The sequence below is a fragment of the Streptomyces sp. NPDC026246 genome, assembly GCF_055567995.1.
Window position 1 is genome coordinate 780,825 of the sequence record NZ_JBVHPJ010000002.1, and the last position, 17,892, is coordinate 798,716.

General features: G+C 72.5%; 19 protein-coding genes and 1 tRNA gene. 9 read left to right on the top strand and 11 right to left on the bottom strand.

The features are described from left to right. Positions 1 to 3 precede the first annotated feature (3 nt). Complete coding sequence (locus ACZ4M5_RS07645) at positions 4 to 1,404, bottom strand: FAD-binding oxidoreductase (RefSeq protein ID WP_467734070.1); 1,401 nt, start codon at positions 1,402 to 1,404, stop codon at positions 4 to 6. 98 nt (positions 1,405 to 1,502) lie between these two features. On the opposite strand from ACZ4M5_RS07645, the gene ACZ4M5_RS07650 reads away from it, so the two are divergent. Next, a complete protein-coding gene (locus ACZ4M5_RS07650) occupies positions 1,503 to 2,930 on the top strand; it encodes a tetratricopeptide repeat protein (protein ID WP_467734072.1) in 1,428 nt (475 codons plus the stop codon). 107 nt (positions 2,931 to 3,037) lie between these two features. Here ACZ4M5_RS07650 and hppD read toward each other — a convergent pair whose 3' ends face one another. Further along, entirely contained in the window at positions 3,038 to 4,183 is a 1,146-nt protein-coding gene (hppD, locus tag ACZ4M5_RS07655) for a 4-hydroxyphenylpyruvate dioxygenase (protein WP_467734074.1), read from the bottom strand. Positions 4,184 to 4,306: 123 nt separating this feature from the next. Here hppD and ACZ4M5_RS07660 point away from each other — a divergent pair, with 123 nt between their 5' ends. The 7 genes from ACZ4M5_RS07660 to ACZ4M5_RS07690 all read left to right on the top strand — a co-directional run bounded on the left by ACZ4M5_RS07660 (position 4,307) and on the right by ACZ4M5_RS07690 (position 9,269). After that, positions 4,307 to 4,777 carry an Lrp/AsnC family transcriptional regulator gene (locus tag ACZ4M5_RS07660; protein ID WP_398110022.1) on the top strand — a complete coding sequence of 157 codons (471 nt, stop codon included), beginning with the start codon at positions 4,307 to 4,309 and terminating at the stop codon, positions 4,775 to 4,777. Positions 4,778 to 4,796: 19 nt separating this feature from the next. Then, positions 4,797 to 5,444 (top strand): ABC transporter permease, encoded by a 648-nt coding sequence (locus ACZ4M5_RS07665; protein WP_467734077.1) that lies wholly within the window; start codon positions 4,797 to 4,799, stop codon positions 5,442 to 5,444. Continuing rightward, a complete protein-coding gene (locus tag ACZ4M5_RS07670; protein ID WP_467734079.1) occupies positions 5,437 to 6,678 on the top strand; it encodes a betaine/proline/choline family ABC transporter ATP-binding protein in 1,242 nt (413 codons plus the stop codon). Before ACZ4M5_RS07665 ends, ACZ4M5_RS07670 begins: the two co-directional genes overlap by 8 nt. Beyond that, positions 6,675 to 7,475, top strand: coding sequence for an ABC transporter permease (locus ACZ4M5_RS07675; RefSeq protein WP_467734081.1), 801 nt, complete (start codon positions 6,675 to 6,677; stop codon positions 7,473 to 7,475). The genes ACZ4M5_RS07670 and ACZ4M5_RS07675 overlap by 4 nt, the downstream gene beginning before the upstream one ends. Next, positions 7,472 to 8,437, top strand: coding sequence for a glycine betaine ABC transporter substrate-binding protein (locus ACZ4M5_RS07680; RefSeq protein ID WP_467734083.1), 966 nt, complete (start codon positions 7,472 to 7,474; stop codon positions 8,435 to 8,437). The genes ACZ4M5_RS07675 and ACZ4M5_RS07680 overlap by 4 nt, the downstream gene beginning before the upstream one ends. A 62-nt stretch (positions 8,438 to 8,499) precedes the next feature. Further along, entirely contained in the window at positions 8,500 to 9,075 is a 576-nt protein-coding gene (locus ACZ4M5_RS07685) for an ArsR/SmtB family transcription factor (RefSeq protein WP_467734085.1), read from the top strand. 14 nt (positions 9,076 to 9,089) lie between these two features. Beyond that, on the top strand, positions 9,090 to 9,269 hold the full coding sequence (locus ACZ4M5_RS07690; protein ID WP_467734286.1) for a hypothetical protein: 180 nt from the start codon (positions 9,090 to 9,092) through the stop codon (positions 9,267 to 9,269). Positions 9,270 to 9,288: 19 nt separating this feature from the next. Here ACZ4M5_RS07690 and ACZ4M5_RS07695 read toward each other — a convergent pair whose 3' ends face one another. From ACZ4M5_RS07695 to ACZ4M5_RS07720, 6 genes are all read right to left on the bottom strand, one after another. Further along, positions 9,289 to 10,080 carry a S16 family serine protease gene (locus ACZ4M5_RS07695; RefSeq protein ID WP_467734087.1) on the bottom strand — a complete coding sequence of 264 codons (792 nt, stop codon included), beginning with the start codon at positions 10,078 to 10,080 and terminating at the stop codon, positions 9,289 to 9,291. A gap of 44 nt (positions 10,081 to 10,124) precedes the next feature. Continuing rightward, positions 10,125 to 10,766, bottom strand: a complete 642-nt coding sequence (locus ACZ4M5_RS07700) for an IclR family transcriptional regulator (RefSeq protein WP_467734089.1) — start codon at positions 10,764 to 10,766, stop codon at positions 10,125 to 10,127. 302 nt (positions 10,767 to 11,068) lie between these two features. Next, positions 11,069 to 12,868: a DEAD/DEAH box helicase gene (locus ACZ4M5_RS07705; RefSeq protein ID WP_467734091.1), complete on the bottom strand. Its 1,800-nt coding sequence runs from the start codon at positions 12,866 to 12,868 to the stop codon at positions 11,069 to 11,071. 195 nt (positions 12,869 to 13,063) lie between these two features. Beyond that, the gene (locus ACZ4M5_RS07710; protein ID WP_467734093.1) at positions 13,064 to 13,447 is read right to left on the bottom strand and encodes a type II toxin-antitoxin system death-on-curing family toxin; all 384 of its coding nucleotides are present in this window, start codon (positions 13,445 to 13,447) and stop codon (positions 13,064 to 13,066) included. Next, positions 13,444 to 13,644 (bottom strand): hypothetical protein, encoded by a 201-nt coding sequence (locus ACZ4M5_RS07715; protein WP_467734095.1) that lies wholly within the window; start codon positions 13,642 to 13,644, stop codon positions 13,444 to 13,446. Before ACZ4M5_RS07715 ends, ACZ4M5_RS07710 begins: the two co-directional genes overlap by 4 nt. A gap of 106 nt (positions 13,645 to 13,750) precedes the next feature. After that, the gene (locus tag ACZ4M5_RS07720) at positions 13,751 to 15,244 is read right to left on the bottom strand and encodes an MFS transporter (protein ID WP_467734097.1); all 1,494 of its coding nucleotides are present in this window, start codon (positions 15,242 to 15,244) and stop codon (positions 13,751 to 13,753) included. A gap of 181 nt (positions 15,245 to 15,425) precedes the next feature. Here ACZ4M5_RS07720 and ACZ4M5_RS07725 point away from each other — a divergent pair. Beyond that, positions 15,426 to 15,497: transfer RNA gene (locus ACZ4M5_RS07725), tRNA-Cys, on the top strand. Positions 15,498 to 15,603: 106 nt separating this feature from the next. Here ACZ4M5_RS07725 and ACZ4M5_RS07730 read toward each other — a convergent pair. The 3 genes from ACZ4M5_RS07730 to ACZ4M5_RS07740 all read right to left on the bottom strand — a co-directional run bounded on the left by ACZ4M5_RS07730 (position 15,604) and on the right by ACZ4M5_RS07740 (position 17,866). After that, a complete protein-coding gene (locus ACZ4M5_RS07730) occupies positions 15,604 to 15,945 on the bottom strand; it encodes a hypothetical protein (RefSeq protein WP_467734099.1) in 342 nt (113 codons plus the stop codon). Positions 15,946 to 16,148: 203 nt separating this feature from the next. Further along, on the bottom strand, positions 16,149 to 16,646 hold the full coding sequence (locus ACZ4M5_RS07735; RefSeq protein WP_467734101.1) for a DUF6083 domain-containing protein: 498 nt from the start codon (positions 16,644 to 16,646) through the stop codon (positions 16,149 to 16,151). A 164-nt stretch (positions 16,647 to 16,810) separates the two neighbouring features. After that, entirely contained in the window at positions 16,811 to 17,866 is a 1,056-nt protein-coding gene (locus ACZ4M5_RS07740; RefSeq protein ID WP_467734103.1) for an SUKH-4 family immunity protein, read from the bottom strand. Positions 17,867 to 17,892 lie beyond the last annotated feature (26 nt).

Here is a 17,892-nt window from a genome sequence, read left to right on the forward strand (position 1 = left end):
GGGTCAGAACAGCTTGCCGGGGTTCAGGATGTTCAGCGGGTCGAAGGCCTGCTTGACGGCCCGCTGCATCTCCATCCCGACGGGGCCGAGTTCGCGGGCGAGCCAGTCCTTCTTCAGGACGCCCACGCCGTGTTCGCCGGTGATGGTGCCGCCGAGCTCGAGGCCGAGGGCCATGATCTCGTCGAAGGACTCACGGGCCCGCCGGGACTCCTCGGGGTCGGCGGGGTCGAAGCAGACCGTCGGGTGGGTGTTGCCGTCACCCGCGTGGGCCACGACGCCGATGGTCAGCCCGTACTTCGCGGAGATCCGGTCGACCCCGGCGAGCATCTCGGCGAGCCGGGACCGCGGCACGCACACGTCGTCGATCATCGTCACGCCCTTGACCGCCTCCAGGGCGGTGAGGGACAGCCGGCGCGCCTGGAGGAGCAGTTCGGACTCGGCGGCGTCGTCGGCGGGCACCACCTGGGTGGCCCCGGCCGCCTCGCACAGCGCGGCGACGGCGCCCAGGTCGGCCGCCGGGTCGGTGGTGTCGAAGGCGGCCAGGAGCAGGGCCTCGGTGGACTCGGGCAGGCCCATGTGCGCCAGGTCGTTCACGGCCTTGACCGTCGTGCGGTCCATGAGTTCGAGCAGGGACGGCACATGGCCGCCCTCCATGATCCGGCAGACGGCGTCGCAGGCGGCGGCGCCGGAGGTGAACTCGGCGGCCAGCACCAGCTGGGCGGGCGGCTTGGGACGCAGGGCGAGGACGGCCCGGACGACGATGCCGAGGGAACCCTCGGAGCCGACGAACAGGCGGGTCAGGTCGTAGCCGGCGACGCCCTTGGCGGTACGGCGGCCGGTGGACATCAGCCGGCCGTCGGCGAGGACCACGTCGAGGCCGAGGACGTACTCGGCGGTGACGCCGTACTTCACGCAGCACAGGCCGCCGGAGGCGGTGCCGATGTTGCCGCCGATGGTGCACATCTCCCAGCTGGAGGGGTCCGGCGGGTAGGAGAGGCCGTGGTCGCCGACGGCCCGGGACAGGGCGGCGTTGACCACCCCGGGTTCGACGACGGCGATGCGGTCGACCGGGCTGATCTCCAGGATCCGGTCCATCTTCGTCAGGGACAGCACGATGCAGCCCTCGGAGGCGTTGGCGGCGCCGGACAGCCCGGTGCGGGCGCCCTGCGGCACGACGGGGACGCGCAGGGCGGTGGCGGTGCGCATCACGTGCTGGACCTCTTCGACCGTGCGCGGCAGGACGACCACGGCCGGGGTGCCGGCCGGGCAGAAGCTCGCCATGTCGTGGGCGTAGGAGGTGGTGACGTCGGGGTCGGTGAGGACCGCCTCGGCGGGCAGGCCGCCGAGCAGCAGGTCGACGAGGTTGCCGGTCCGGTCGTCGCGAGGCGCTTCGATACGGCTCATGATCACAGGTTCGCACCCGGGGCCATCGGTGTGAACCCCGTCGGCGGCGGCCTTCACCTGCCCGGGCGCGCTCGCCGGGGTGACGCACAGTGAGCGCCATGGAGAACCAGGAGGAGGGTCCCCGGCGGCGGGAGAGCGGCCTCTGGCGCCGCGTCCGCGCGCGGCGGGTGCTGATCGGCTCCGCGGCGGGGTGTGCCGTGCTCGGCGGGGCGTTGTGGGCGCTGCCGTGGGGGCGGCCCGCCGAGCCGGCCGGGCCGTCGCCGGGGGCGCTGGCGATGGCGGCGGTCGGGGCCGGGGTGCCGGCCGACGCGGCGGGTCTGGCGGAGCTGATCGACGACCGGGAGAGGCACGTACGGGCGCGTCCGCGGGACGCGACGTCCTGGGCGGTGCTGGGGACGGCGTACGTGGAGCAGGCGCGCAGGCTGGGCGACCCGGCGTTCTACCCGCGGGCCGAGCGGGCCCTGCGCACGTCGCTGTCCGTGCGGCCGCGGCGCAACGTGCGGGCGCTGACGGGGCTGGCCGCGCTGGCCAACGCGCGGCGGGACTTCCCCGCCGCGCGGCGCTGGGCCGAGCAGGCGCGCAGGCTGGAGCCGCGGCGGTGGACGACGTACCCGCTGCTCATCGACGCCTGCACCGGGCTGGGCGAGCACGCGGCGGCGAAGCGGATGCTGGACCGGCTCGCCGCGTTGCGCTCCGGGCCCGCGGTGCTGGCGCGGGCCGCGGGGGTCTACCGGGACCGCGGCTGGCGCGAGGACGCGGCGGCCTCGCTGGCGGACGCGGCGGCGGGCGCGCGGGAGCCGGCCGAGCGGGCGGCCTACGTGGAGCGGGCCGGGCAGCTGGCCTGGGAGCGCGGGGACCTCCAGGTGGCGCTGCGGCACTTCCGGGAAGCGCTGCGTCTGGACGCGGACCTGCGGTCCGCGCAGATCGGCCAGGGCCGGACCCTCGCCGCGCTGGGCCGTACGACGGAGGCCCTGAACGCCTACCGGGCGGCGCTCGCCCGGCAGCCGCTGCCCGGTTACGCGCTGGAGCTGGGCGAGCTGTACGAGTCGCTGGGGATGGGCGAGGCGGCCCGGGAGCAGTACGGCCTGCTGCGCGAGCGGGTGCGGGCCGCCGGCGCGGTGGGGGCCGACGAGGAGCTGGTCCTCGGGCGGTACGAGGCCGACCACGGCGATCCCGAGGACGCGGTGCGGCGGTTGCGGGCGGAGTTCGCCCGGCAGCCGGGCACCGAGGTCGCCGACGCGCTCGGCTGGGCGCTGCACCGGGCCGGGCGGTCCGGTGAGGCCCTGCGGTACGCGGTGCGGGCGACGGACGGGGAGCGCGGGGGCGGGGTGCGCAGCGCGGCGTTCATGTACCACCGGGGCGTGATCGAGCGGGAGCTGAAGCGGTACGGCGCCGCCCGCCGGCACCTGGCGGAGGCGCTGCGCGTCAACCCGCACTTCTCCCCGCTGCACGCGCCGAGGGCCCGCGCGGCGGCGCGAGCCCTGGGCGATCCACCGGACGTGCGGCCGCCGGAGCTGTCCGGCTGAGGAGCCGGACCCGGGCCGCGTCTCTCGCCGGGGCGGCGCCGGTGACGGAGCCGGCTGGGCCGTGCGGGTGCCCCGTGACACCCGCACGGTCCGTGGGCCGCCGGGGGCTACAGGTTGCCGCGCCGCGCCTGCTCGCGCTCGATCGCCTCGAACAGGGCCTTGAAGTTGCCCTTGCCGAAGCCCATCGAGCCGTGGCGTTCGATGATCTCGAAGAAGACGGTCGGACGGTCCTGGACCGGCTTGGTGAAGATCTGCAGCAGGTAGCCGTCCTCGTCGCGGTCGGCGAGGATCTTCAGCTCGCGCAGGGTGTCGATCGGCACGCGCGTCTCGCCGACCCACTCCCCCAGCGTGTCGTAGTAGGAGTCGGGCGTGTTGAGGAACTCCACGCCGGCGGCGCGCATCGTGCGGACCGTCTGCACGATGTCGTTGGTGTTGAGCGCGATGTGCTGCACACCGGCGCCGCCGTAGAACTCCAGGTACTCGTCGATCTGGGACTTCTTCTTGGCGATGGCCGGCTCGTTGATCGGGAACTTGACCTTGAGGGTCCCGTCCGCGACGACCTTGGACATCAGCGCGCTGTACTCGGTGGCGATGTCGTCGCCCACGAACTCCTTCATGTTCGTGAAGCCCATGACCTTGTTGTAGAACTCGACCCACTCGTTCATGCGGCCGAGCTCGACGTTGCCGACGCAGTGGTCGATCGCCTGGAAGGTGCGCTGCGCGGGCGGCTCGACCATCGGCTTGGCCGCGACGTAGCCGGGCAGGTAGGGGCCGTCGTAGCCGGAGCGCTCGACGAGGGTGTGGCGGGTCTCGCCGTAGGTGGCGATGGCGGCCAGCACGACCGTGCCGTTCTCGTCCTTCTGCTCGTACGGCTCGGCCACGGAGCGGGCGCCGTGCTCCAGGGCGTAGGCGTACGCGGCGCGGGCGTCCGGGACCTCGATGGCGAGGTCGACCACGCCGTCGCCGTGCTCGGCCACGTGCCGGGCGAGGAAGTGGCCCCAGTCGGTGGTCGGCTTGATGACCGAGGTGAGGACGAACCGGGCGGAGCCGTTCTCCAGGACGTAACTCGCGGTCTCGCGGCTGCCGTTCTCCGGTCCGGAGTAGGCGACGAGCTTCATGCCGAAGGCGGTGGAGTAGTAGTGCGCGGCCTGCTTGGCGTTGCCCACGGCGAAGACGACCGCGTCCATTCCCTTGACCGGGAAGGGGTCGGCCTGCCGGGCGGTGTCGGGAGTGTGGTGTGTGGTCTGCGTCATAGGCGCAGGGTCTCCCCAGTCGGCAAGGTGCGCAATAGTTTGCGTTTTGGCTGGGCAATCTGTTCAGCAATACGGGCGTACCGACGGCATTTCTGTACAGGATGACCATGCCGGGAGGCTGCTGTGGCGATCGATCATCTGGACGGCCGGATCCTGTTGCTGCTGGCGCGTGAGCCGCGCATCGGGGTGCTGGAGATGTCCCGGCGCCTCGGCGTGGCCCGGGGCACGGCGCAGGCCCGGCTGGACCGGCTTCAGTCGAACGGAGTCATCCGCGGATTCGGCCCCGAGGTGGATCCGGCGGCGCTCGGCTACCCCGTCACGGCGTTCGCCACGCTGCAGATCCGCCAGGGCCAAGGCGCGGACGTGCGCGCCCACTTGACCGGGGTGCCGGAGGTGCTGGAGCTGCACACCACGACCGGCAGCGGGGACATGCTGTGCCGGCTGGTGGCGCGCTCCAACGCCGATCTCCAGCGTGTGATCGACCGGGTCGTCGGTTTTGATGGCATCGTCCGGGCCTCCACGGCGATCGTCATGGAGAACCCCGTTCCGCCGCGAATCATCCCGCTCGTGGAGCAGGCCGCGGAGGAGACCTGACGTGTAGGGGTGAGCGCGTGTGAACTTCTGGGAGTACCTGGTCAACCGGCACCAGCAGCTGCTCACGGACGCCTACCAGCACGCGAGCGCCGTCTTCCAGTGCATGGTCGTCGCGACGGCGCTCGGGGTGCTGATCGCCGTCGCCACCTACCGCAGCGAGTGGGCGGGCAACCTCGCGACGACCACCACCGCCACCATCCTGACCGTGCCGGCGCTCGCGCTGATCGGTCTGCTCATCCCCATCGTGGGTCTGGGCGTGCCGCCGACGGTGGTGGCGCTGACCCTGTACGGGCTGCTGCCGGTGGTCCGCAACGCCATCGTGGGGCTGCGCGGGGTCGACCCGTCCCTGGTGGACGCGGCCACCGGCATCGGCATGTCCCGCCCGGCCCGGCTGCTGCGGATCGAGCTGCCGCTGGCCTGGCCGCCGATCCTGACCGGTATCCGGGTCTCCACGCAGATGCTGATGGGCATCGCCGCCATCGCCGCGTACGCCTCGGGACCGGGCCTGGGCAACGTCATCTTCCGCGGGCTGGCCTCCCTGGGCAGCGCCAACGCGCTCAACCAGGTCCTGGCCGGCACGCTCGGCATCATCGTCCTCGCCCTGCTCTTCGACGCCGCGTACGTCCTGATCGGACGGCTGACCATTCCCAGGGGGATCCGTGTCTGAGACCGGCGACCACGGTGCCTCGATCGAGCTGGAGAGCCTGACCAAGCGCTTCCCGGGCAGTGCGCAGCCCGCCGTGGACAACGTGAGCATGGAGATCAAGGCGGGCGAGGTCGTGGTGTTCGTCGGGCCCTCGGGCTGCGGCAAGTCGACCACGCTCAAGATGATCAACCGGCTGATCGAGCCGACCGGCGGCCGGATCCGGATGGGCGGCGAGGACGTCACCGACATCGACCCGGTGAAGCTGCGCCGCAAGGTCGGGTACGCGATCCAGTCCGCCGGGCTCTTCCCGCACATGACGGTCGCGCAGAACATCGGCCTGGTGCCGAGGATGATCGGCTGGCCGAAGGCCCGGATCAAGGAGCGGACGGAGGAGCTGCTCGACCTGGTCGGCCTGGACCCGGGCGAGTTCCACGGCCGCTACCCGCGCCAGCTCTCCGGCGGTCAGCAGCAGCGCGTGGGCGTGGCCCGGGCGCTGGCGGCCGATCCCCCGGTGCTGCTGATGGACGAGCCGTTCGGGGCGGTCGACCCGATCACCCGGGACCACCTCCAGGACGAGCTGATCCGGCTCCAGCACGAGCTGCACAAGACGATCGTCTTCGTCACCCACGACTTCGACGAGGCCATCAAGATCGGCGACCGTATCGCGGTGCTGCGCGAGCGTTCGCACATCGCCCAGTTCGACACCCCCGAGGCGATCCTCACCAACCCGGCCGACGACTTCGTGTCCGGGTTCGTGGGCGCCGGGGCGGCACTGAAGCGGCTGAACCTGACCCGGGTGCGGGACGTGGAGATCACCGACTACCCGACGGTCACGCTGGACGACCCGCTGCAGCAGATCTTCAACCGGCTGCGCGGCAGCGGCACCAACGAGATCCTGCTGCTCGACCGGCGGGGCCGCCCGTACAAGTGGCTGCGGCGCGGCGACCTGATGCGCGCGAAGGGCTCGCTGGCCCGGGCCGGGACGCTGGTGCACGACACGGTCACCCGGGACGCGACCCTGCGGGACGCGCTGGAGGCGGTGCTCACCGACAACGCCGGGCGGGTGGCGGTCACCGGGCGACGCGGGGAGTACACGGGCGTCGTCGACATGGAGACGCTGATGAACTCCGTGCACGAGATGCTGGAGGCCGACCGCCTGGAGGCGATGGAGCACCAGCACGAGTTGGAGTCGTCGCGGTCCTCGCAGACCCAGGCCGAGCAAGAGGGCGCGGGCGGCCCGGGAGCGGTGCGGTGACGGTCACCGAGGCCGAGGAGACCACGGGGACGGCCGGGCAGTCGCCCCCGCCGCCGCGCCGGCCGTCCCCGGTCACCTGGCAGAAGCTGACGTTCCTGCCCGTGGCCCTGATCCTCGTGCTGCTGGCCACCTGGCTGTGGTTCCAGCAGGCCGACCTGGACGCGCTGACCCGCAACGCGCTCTCCGGCGGCCAGGTCACCAAGGCGCTGTGGCAGCACATCCAGCTCACCGCGATCTCCACGTTCTTCGTGCTGATCATCGCGATCCCGCTGGGCATCCTGCTCACCCGCGGCCCGGCCCGCCGGGCCACGCCGGTGGCGATGGCGTTCGCCAACATGGGCCAGGCGACCCCGGCGATCGGCCTGCTGGCCCTGCTGGTCATCTGGCTGGGCATCGGCCGCAGGGCCGCCCTGATCGGCATGATCATCTACGCCATCCTGCCCGTGCTGTCGAACACCATCGCCGGGCTGAAGGCCAACGACCCGACCCTGCTGGAGGCGGCCCGCGGCATCGGGATGTCCCCGGCGGGCGTGCTGACCCGGGTCGAACTCCCCCTGGCCGTCCCGCTGATCCTGGCGGGCGTGCGGACGGCCCTCGTCCTCAACGTGGGCACGGCGACGCTGGCGGTCTTCGGCGGGGGCGGCGGCCTGGGCGTGCTGATCACCACCGGCATCACCAACCAGCGGATGCCGGTGCTGGTGCTGGGCTCGGTCCTCACGGTGGTGCTGGCGCTGCTGGTCGACTGGCTGGCCTCGCTGGCGGAACTGCTGCTGCGGCCGAAGGGGCTGCAGCCGTGACCCGGCGCGGGTGCCTGCTGGCAGCGGGCCTGCTGACGGCGGCGGCCGGCTGCGGCCTGACCAGCGGCTCGCCCCTGACCGACGACGTGGAGCCCGGGTCGATCGGCCAGGGTGAGCCGCTGAAGGGCGCGCAGCTGACGGTGACGTCGAAGTCGTTCACCGAGCAGCTGATCCTGGGCTCGATCATGGGCATCGCGTTCGAGGCGGCGGGCGCGGACGTCATCGACCGCACGGGCATCCAGGGCTCCATCGGCAGCCGCGAGGCGGTCCGCAAGGGCGACGCGGACGCCGGATACGAGTACACGGGCACCGCGTGGATCACCTACCTCGGGCACAACCGGCCGATCACCGATCCGACCGGGCAGTGGGAGGCGGTGAAGAAGGAGGACGCCGGGAACGGGCTGGTGTGGCTGCCGCCGTCGAAGCTCGACAACACCTACGCCCTCGCCATGAACCAGGAGAACGCCAAGAAGTACGGCACGAAGACCATGTCCGAGGTGGCGAAGCTGGCGAAGTCCGACCCGGGCGCGGTGAAGCTGTGCGTGGAGGTGGAGTTCGCCAACCGGGCGGACGGCCTGCCGGGCATGCAGAAGCGGTACGGGATGGCCGTACCGGCGCGCGACATCACGCAGATGGACACCGGGATCATCTACACCCAGACGGCGAAGGGGAGTTGCACGTACGGGGAGGTGTTCACCACGGACGGGCGCATCAAGTCGATGAACCTGGTGGTGATGGACGACGACAAGAAGTTCTTCCCCAACTACAACGCCGCGCCGATGGTCAACGCCAAGACGCTCAAGGAGTGGCCGGCGATCACCGAGGTGCTGAACCCGATCACGGCGAAGCTGGACAACGCGGTGGCGCAGGAGCTGAACGCGAAGGTCGACGTCGACGGCGAGGACCCCCACCAGGTGGCCCTGGACTGGTTGGTGAAGGAGGGGTTCGTCAAGGAGGGGTGACGCCGGGGAGACTTACAAAGAACCCGTTGCAAAGCTCTCTTTGCAACGCTACCTTTGCATGCATGCCCGACGAACACTCCGCACGGCTTCTCGACGCCCGCTCCCTGCGCGGTCTGGCCCACCCCCTGCGGATGCGCCTGCTGATCACGCTGCGGCGCGGCGGACCCGCCACTGCCTCCCAACTCGCCGAGAAACTGGGCGAGTCGAGCGGCGCCACCAGCTACCACCTGCGCCAGCTCGCCGCGCACGGCTTCGTCGCGGACGACCCGGAGCGCGGCAAGGGACGGGAGCGCTGGTGGAAGGCGGTGGACCAGGGCGTCCAGCTCGACGAGACTCTGATCAGCAACCCGGACCCGGCCGTGCGCGGCGCCGTCGCGCTGTTCCGCTACGAACTGGCGAACGTGCACACCCAGGAGATCGCCACCTGGCTCGGCACCGCACACGACTGGGCCGAGGAGTGGGACGGCGCCACCGACCTGAGCGACTTCACCCTGCGGCTCACCCCGGAACTGGCCCGTGAGCTGGTCGGGAGGATGCACGACCTGGTGCAGGGCTACCGCACCGTGCCGGAGGACACCCCGGGCGCGGAGACCGTGCGCGTCCACACGCACCTCTTCCCCAGTCAGACGACGCCATGAGAGGCGACCAGCCGATGCACCCGGACATCCACCTCGCCCTGCACCACGCCCGCGCAGCCGAACTCCATGCCGAAGCCGCGGCCCCCGGCACCACCGCCGGCAGCGACAACCTGCGCACCCGGCTCGGCTGGGCCCTGGTCGAGGTCGGGCTGAAGCTCGCCCTGCGGCCGCCCCCGGCGGTCCCCGCCCATTAGCCCGGGCGGTCCCCGCCCATTAGCAGCGGGGGACGGATCCCTTGCCCGTCTCCAGGGCCTCCAGTGCGGCCACCGTGCCCTTCAGCGTGGTCACGGGGATCAGCCGCAGACCCTCGGGCAGTTCGGCACGGGCGTCCCCGCACTCCGCCTTCGGCACCAGGAACACCGTCGCCCCGTCCCGCCGGGCGGCCTGTGTCTTGAGGGCGACGCCCCCCACCGCACCGACCTTGCCGGCCGCGTCGATCGTGCCCGTACCGGCGATGACCCGGCCGCCGGTGAGGTCCCCGCCCGTGCCGTCACCGTCGAGCTTGTCGATGATGCCGAGGGAGAACAGCAGCCCCGCGCTCGGCCCGCCGACGTCCGCGAGCTTCAGGGTGACGCGCACGTCCTCGTCGTCGAGGCCCAGGTAGTCCAGCGCGGCCTCGGTCGCCGCGTCCTGGGACTGCTTCATCTGCTCCTCGTTGTGCCGCTCGATCTCCCGCACGTCGCCGCCGCCCGGATAGACCGAGTCGCGCGGCATGACCGTCTGGTCGGTGCGGAACCAGCTGTCGACGACGTCGGGGAGCGAGACGCGGGTGTCCGGGGAGGTGGCCTCGATGGTGGTCATCCGCAGTTGCCCGCGGGTCTCGCGGACGGGCGCTCCCGAGATGGTGATGACCTCGGAGCCCTTGTTCTCGCCGAGCACGTTCGCCGTCATGCCCGGCTGCGCCACCGAGAACGGCAGCGGCGCGAACACCGCCGTGGCGAGCAGGCCGACGACGGGCAGGGCGCAGACGGCGAGGGCCCGGGGGCGTGTGAGGCGAGAGAGCACGGGTTCAATCTAACGCGCGCCGCCCCGTCCGCCCGGGGCGGGCGTCAGCGCAGGGCCTCGGCGACCTCGCGCGCCGCTTCCATCACCCGCGGCCCCACCCGCTCCGGGACCACGTCCGCCAGCATCACCACGCCCACGCTGCCCTCGACGCCCGTCACGCCCAGCAGCGGAGCCGCGGCACCGCAGGCACCGGCCTCCAGTTCCCCGTGGGTCAGGGTGTAGCCCGGGCCGGCCGTCGGGTGCTGCCGGGCCGAGAGGATCGCCTTGCCGGCGGCGCCCCGGTCCAGGGGGTGGCGGAACCCGGCCCGGTAGGCGACGTGGTAGTCCGTCCAGGTCGGCTCGACCACGGCCACGGCGAGCGCGTCCGCCCCGTCGACCAGCGTCAGGTGCGCCGTCGCGCCGATGTCCTCGGCCAGCGACCGCAACGCCGGCATCGCGGCCTCCCGCACCAGGGGATGCACCTGCCGCCCGAGCCGCAGCACACCCAGCCCCACCCTGGCCCGTCCGCCCAGGTCACGGCGTATCAGCGCGTGCTGTTCGAGGGTCGCGAGCAACCGGTACACGACGGTCCGGTTCACACCCAGCCGCAGGGAGAGCTCGGTCACGGTCAGTCCGTGGTCCGTGTCGGCGAGCAGCTTGAGGACGCGCAGTCCCCGGTCGAGCGTCTGAGAGGTCTCCGCGGTCACGACGCCCACTCCTTAGTGGTGAGGTCGGCGGCCCTCCGGTCGGCGGATGCGTCACCGGGTCCCGTCGGCGACGCGCTACAGAGGCCGCCGATCGGCCGGCGGCCCGGCCTGTCCGGGCCGCGTCGCTTCACGGCTGCGCTCCGCGGCGGCGCTGCCACGGGGCGTGTGCGTAGCGGGACAGTAGCGAAGCCGGTTCGCTGAGCGGAAGGCTCCGTCCAGAATCCGGTCACGGCCCGGGGTGTACTGCTCTTGTTTGGGCCGGTATGCGCGCCCCCCAGGATGGTGAAAGCCCGCTCGGGCCGTCACTTCATGCGCGTGGCCCACTCCTGCACCTTGGCGATGCGCTGCCGCAGCTGCCCGGCCGTCGCCTCCGCCGCAGGCGGCCCCCCGCACACCCGCCGCAGCTCGGTGTGGATGACCCCGTGCGGCTTGCCGCTCTGGTGGACGTACGCGCCGACCATGGTGTTGAGCTGGCGCCGCAGCTCCATCATCTCCTTGTGGGAGACCACCGGCCGCCGCTCGGCGGGCAGTTCGAGCAGGTCGGCCTCCTCGTCCGGCTTCTTGCGGCTGTGCGCGATCTGCCGGGCCTGCCGCTTCTGCAGCAGCAGCTGCACCTGGTCGGGCTCCAGCAGCCCCGGGATGCCGAGGTAGTCCTGCTCCTCCTCGCTGCCCGGGTGCGCCTGCATGCCGAACTCGGCGCCGTTGTACATGACCCGGTCGAAGACGGCGTCGGACTCCAGCGCCTCGAAGGGAAGCATGTCCTGCTCGCCGGTGTCCTCGTCCTGCTCCCGGTTCGCCTCGTCCATCTCCTTCTCGGACTCGGCGTACGGGTCCTCCTCGCCGGCCTTCTTCGGCTTGTCGAGGACGTGGTCGCGCTCGCGCTCCATCTCGTTGGCGAAGGAGAGCAGGTCGGGCACGGTCGGCAGGAAGACCGAGGCGGTCTCGCCGCGCCGCCGGGACCGTACGAAACGCCCCACGGCCTGGGCGAAGAACAGCGGCGTGGAGATGGTGGTGGCGTAGACCCCGACCGCGAGACGCGGCACATCGACGCCCTCGGACACCATGCGCACCGCGACCATCCACCGGTCGGTGCCGGCGCTGAACTCGTCGATCCGCTCGGAGGCCCCGGAGTCGTCGGACAGCACAAGGGTCGCGCTGGTGCCGGTGATCTCGCGGATGAGCTTGGCGTAGGCGCGCGCCGAGTCCTGGTCGGAGGCGATGACCAGCGCGCCCGCGTCCGGGATGGCCTTCCTGACCTCGGTCAGCCGCTGGTCGGCGGCGCGCAGCACCGACGGCATCCACTCGCCGCGCGGGTCAAGAGCCGTCCGCCAGGCCTGGCTGATGGCGTCCTTGGTCATGGGCTCGCCGAGGCGGGCGGCGACCTCGTCACCGGCCTTGGTGCGCCAGCGCATGTTGCCGCTGTAGGAGAGGAAGATGACGGGCCGGACGACGTTGTCGGCGAGGGCGTTGCCGTAGCCGTAGGTGTAGTCGGCGGCGGAGCGCCGGATGCCGTCGTCGCCCTCCTCGTACGTGACGAAGGGGATGGGGTTGGTGTCCGACCGGAAGGGCGTACCGGTCAGGGCCAGCCGCCGGGTGGCGGGCTCGAACGCCTCCAGGCAGGCCTCACCCCAGGACTTGCTGTCACCGGCGTGGTGGATCTCGTCGAGGATGACGAGGGTCTTGCGCTGCTCGACGCGGTTGCGGTGCAGCATGGGCCGCACGCCGACACCGGCGTAGGTGACGGCGACGCCGTGGTACTCCCGGCCGAGGGGCCCGGCGCTGTACTCCGGGTCGAGCTTGATCCCTATGCGGGCGGCGGCCTCCGCCCACTGCTTCTTCAGGTGCTCGGTCGGGGCCACCACGGTGACCTGCTGCACCACGTGGTGGTGCAGCAGCCAGGACGCCAGCGTCAGGGCGAAGGTCGTCTTGCCGGCGCCGGGGGTGGCGACCGCCAGGAAGTCCCGCGGCTGCTGCTGGATGTACTTCTCCATCGCACCCTGCTGCCAGGCGCGCAGCTTTCCGGCGGTGCCCCAGGGGGCGCGGCCGGGGAACGCCGGGGACAGGTGGTGCGAGGCGGTGCTGGTGCCGGCGGTGGTAGTCACGGTCTCCGTTGGGGGTCGGGCGGCTCGTGCGAGGGAGCCTGACGGCTCGGCTACGTATGACAACCGGGCCACCCTACCGGCGGCCCGAGCCGCGCCACGCCCGGACCGGGCCGCGCCGCGAGCGGGTGGGACTCACGTCACAACACCCCGGTCCCCGGCCCCGCGGGCCGCGTCACGGCCGGCGCGGCCCTGCGGTCACAGCGCCCGCAGCCGCTGCGCGATCCGCCCGACGTCCGTCTCCGCCCCCGACGCCACATCGACGACCAGCACGTACGCCACGTCCTGGTCCACCCCCGCCGGGTCGACACCGTTGAGGGCGAGGAAGACGGCGGTGGCCAGCCAGGCCGTGCGCTTGTTCCCGTCCACGAGCGGGTGGTTGGTGGCGAGCGCGTGCAGGAGGGCGGCGGCCTGCTCGTGCAGGTCCCGGTAGGCGGGCGTGCCGAACATGCGGGCGCGGGGCCGGTGCACGGCGGAGGCCAGCAGTCCGGGCGCCCGGGCCTCGGGCGGGCGCCCGCCGAAGGCGATCGCGGCGATGCCGGTGACCTCGGCGACAGTCAGGAAGCGGGTGTGCCGTGTCATTCGCCGAGCCTCCGCAGCAGGTCGGCGTGGTCGAGGGCGAGCTCCTCGGCGACGCCCCGCACGTGCGCCTCCTCCTGCCGCAGGTGTGCGCGTACGGCGTCGAGCGCGACCTCTTCGGGCGTACGGCCCTGCGCGTCGGCGAGGTCGTCGAGGGCCCGGCGGAGACCCGGGTCGAGGGGCAGGCGGAGTTCGGACATGCACCGAGGCTAGGGCCCGGCTCCCGGGCGCGACCAGGGCTTTTCCCGGGTGCGGCCCCGCGGCGGCTCAGCCGGACTCTGACCCGCGTTCAGGCCGCGCAGCGGCTCAGCCGGACTCGGGCCCGGGCTCACGCAGTCGGGTCGACACCCACGCCCCGGCCAGGGCCACCACGGCCATCGGGAGGAACACGGCGGCGAAGGCCGCGGGGTGGGAGCCGGTGGCCCGGCCTGCCGCGTGGCTCACCGTTCCTCCGCCCAGAGCCGCGAAGGCGGCCCCGCCGGCGGAGAGCAGGACGACGTTGGACAGGCCGTCGGAGATCTGCAGGGCGGCGGAGTTGCTGCCGGCTTCCTCCGGCGCGGAAAGCTTCAGCAGCAGCACGCTCGTGGAGGAGATGACCAGGCCCATGCCGAAGCATCCGAAGGCCCAGGCGACGGCCACGGTCCACACCGGCACCGAGTCGATCAGCACGCTCGGCGCGGTGGCGACGGCCGCAGCCACGAGCAGCATCCCGACCGTGACCAGCCGCTCGCGGTGCGGCTCCACCCGGGGCCGCGACTGCACCCATGAGCCCAGCGCCCACGTCCCGCCGCCCGCGGCGAGCGAGAACCCGGCCAGGGTCGGGCTGAGCCCGCGCTGGGTGACCAGCATCAGCGGCACGAACGACTCGGCGGCGATGAACGAACCCGCCGCGACACCGCGCAGCAGCACGACGGACGGCAGCCCTCGGGCGGCCCGGTAGGTGCCGCGCGGCAGCAGCCCGAGCACGGCGGGCACGAGCAGCGCCACCCCGGCGGCCGCGGGCAGCAGCGACAGGGGCCGCAAATCCTGCGCGGCGTACTGGAGCAGACCGGCACCGAGGGAGATGGCGAGGGCGAGGCGGATGCGGCGCAGGTCGAAGGAGGCGGTGGACGGTCCGGCGGGGGCGGACGGATCCGCCGGGCCGGGATCCTCCACCGGCCCGGACGCGCGCCGCCGTATCTGCGGCAGAGCGAGCGCCAGCGGGAGGACGACCAGCACGGGTATGCCGGTGAACACCCACCGCCAGCCCAGTTGCTCGGTCACCGTGCCGGCGGCGAGGGGGCCCACGATGGAGGGCAGCACCCAGCTCGCGGCGAACGCGGCCATGATGGCGGGCCGCAGCCGCTCGGGGTAGGCCCGCCCGACGACGACGTACAGGGCGACGATCACCAGTCCGCCGCCGAGCCCCTGCACGGCCCGGCCCAGGATGAACACCCACATCGTCCCGGCCGTGCCCGACAGCAGCAGCCCGGCCCCGAACGCGGCGATCCCGGTGGTGAGCGGCCCCAGGGGACCGCGCCGGTCGGACCACTGGCCCGAGAGCACCATCCCGAACAGGCTGGTCGTGAAGTACCCGGAGAACGCGAACGCGTACAGCGACACCCCGTCCAGCTCCCGCGCGGCGACGGGCATCGCGGTCCCGACGGCCGTTGCCTCGAAGGCGATGAGCAGGACGACGGAGACGATGCCGAAGCTCAGGGCGCGGTGGCTCCGCCCCAGCACGGTCTCCTCGGCCCCGGCGACGGGGAGCAGGCCACCGGCACCTACGACATCCGCGTCACGCGGCTTCGGGACACTCATGCCCGCCAGCGTAAGGCCCGTGACCCCGTTTGACCCCTGTCGCGAGCCGCTCCCGCCCTGAGACCTTGGTCGTAGGTCCCGCCGTTCGTGAACGGCGTATGGCAGTCCCGTTGCACCCCGCCCACATCCCTTGAACACCCCGCCGTCCGCGCCCTACGTTCACTGCACCAGGTACGAACACGGCCGTGTGCCCGAGTGGTTCAGGGGCTCGCCTGCAAAGCGAGTTACGTGGGTTCGAATCCCGCCACGGCCTCTTACCCCTTGACCAGGCAAAAGGAAAGGGCGGCACCCCCTGCCGGGTGCCGCCCTATGGGAACGTCGTGCGGCTTCTGGAGCGTTACCACCTTTCGGGCCGACCGTCAGTCGTTGTCGGCGGGACGAACCCTGTAGAAGAGGCGATAGTGCGCTTCGTCGCCCGTGAAATCCTGCGAGCGAAGCCCACCGTTCACCTCGGATTCGCTGATGACGATGGTGCCGAGGTTGTCGTCCTCATCGATGTCATCTTCGTCGAAAAGGGAGACCACGGCGTCGCCGTCGACGTTCTTGAAGATATCGAGCTGCCAACTGCCTCCGGTCTCCACATCCTGAATGCCGGCCAAGTGGCCACCGTTGTAATGCATGTACAGCTCGTCCGCACCATTGTCCTCTGTCTCCAGGCATTCAAGCCTGACGAACTTGACTTCGGCCACCATTTCCGTCACCTCACTCCTGGCTCGCAATTCCATGCAACCTTAGTTTACGCAACTTCGCAACCTGCCCATGACGCCGAAAATGAAACCCTGATTGAACCTTCGACAATTACAGAGATAAGCGTTGAAACAGGCCCCACAGCCGCTTCGAGTGGAAATGCGAGGCTGGTTCCTGCCGCAGCTGCCGGTGCTGTGAAGGGCGGGCGCCCGTGTGGTCAGCCCGCGTTCGGGAGGGCTCCCGGGGGTTCTGGGGCGGGCCCGCCGGCGGCGCCGCGCAGGGCTGCGCGCGCGTTCTCCGCTCGGACCGCGTCCAGCCAGCGCCACAGGCCCACCTCCTCCAGCCGCAGGGCGGGGCAGGTGATGCGGTGCGGGATGCGGCACACCGCGCCCGCTTCCGGTTCGGTCTCGCGGCTGTTCCAGGCCGTGCCGTCGGAGTCGACGTACCAGCGGTGCCAGGCCGGCACCATGTGCGCGGGCACCGGCAGGTCGGGTTCGAGCAGGACGTGCCGGCCGTAGTAGGTGACGCGGCGGTCGCCGACCAGGCCGCAGGCGGGGCAGACGGGCGGGGCGGGCGGCTCCGGGCCGGTGGCGCCCTCCAGCGCCGCCTGGGCCCGGTCGGTTCTCTCCCACGGCCGTGGCACGCCCCAGGGCGCCTGCCGGTGACCGTCGGGCCCGGGCAACGGGATGATGCTCGACTCGCGTGTATCCCCCATGGGTTCGAGCGTGCGGCCGGTGGCCGGGGACACGCCAGAGCGCATTCGGGGCGCAACGGGCGCAACCAGGAGGGAGCGGGACGCCGCTCGCGGCGACGGGAGGCGCACGGCCCTCACCCCCCGCGCTCGCACCGCCCGCGTCGTCCGTCAGCCGTGCGGCGTCCTCACAGCACTCCGTCCGCCCCGTTCCGGGACGCCGCGGTCCCGTGGTGACCGTCCGTCCGGGCCGCCGTGCCGTTCGCAGGGTCGGCCGCGGCCAGGACCTGGAGCATCGTCATGGCCAGTTGGTCGTGCGCGTCGGGCGTCAGCGCGTGGGACGCGCGGGTGTCCGGCGTCTGCTCCCGGTGCAGCAGCCACAGGGCGAAGGCGAGGGTGGAGACGTCCGTGGTCAGCGGGCGCAGCGCCGACTCGGTCTCGTCCCAGTCGAGGACCGCGCCCGACTCGCCGTCCACGAGCAGGCTGTGGCCCTCCACCAGGGACCCGAGCCGTATCAGGTGGCCGGCCCCGGCGGGCGGGCACGCCGGGGCCGCGCAGTCGGCGTGGTACCCGGACGGCGTCGCCAGCGGGACGTCGGTGTCGAGGGAGAAGACGTGTGCCTCCTCCGGCAGGCCGACCTCGCGCAGGAAGCGGCGGGTCGGCTCGTGGGTGAGGGCCGCGGGGAAGTCGACGTCCTCGAAGCGGACGACCCCGCGCGGGCCGAACTCCTGGCCCAGCAGGCGGTGCGGGAGGTCCAGGGACAGGCCGGAGCCGCCGTCGCGGCCCGCGAGCGGCGACAGGGGGCGGATCAGCGGCGCCATGACCTCGAAGGGGCCCGGTGCGCCGCCCTCACCGTCGCGGAAGACGGACAGCAGGTGCCGGGACGCCTCGGCCACCGCCTCCGGGCCGCAGCGGCCGGCGCGGGCGGCGAACTCGCGGCGCAGCCCGGCCAGTTCGTCCGTGACCTCCGCACAGCGGATCAGCTTCCGCAGGGCCGGGGTCAGGAGCCGGCGGTCCATCACGGCGGGCCGGGCCCGGCGGAAGTGCGTGGCGAAGGTCTCGCCGGTCACCCCGGCGACCGTGCGCGGGCCGTCGCCCCTCGGCTGCCCGAAGCCCAGCACGCCGTCGGCGTACGGCAGTCCGGGGCCGATGAGCCAGTGCCCCTCCGGCAGGTACGCCACCCACGGGTCCGGCTCGGGCCGGGTGAGAGTGATCGTCACGCAACCGGTGTCCGTCGTCCTCATGAAGTCCCCCGCATGCGCTCGCCACC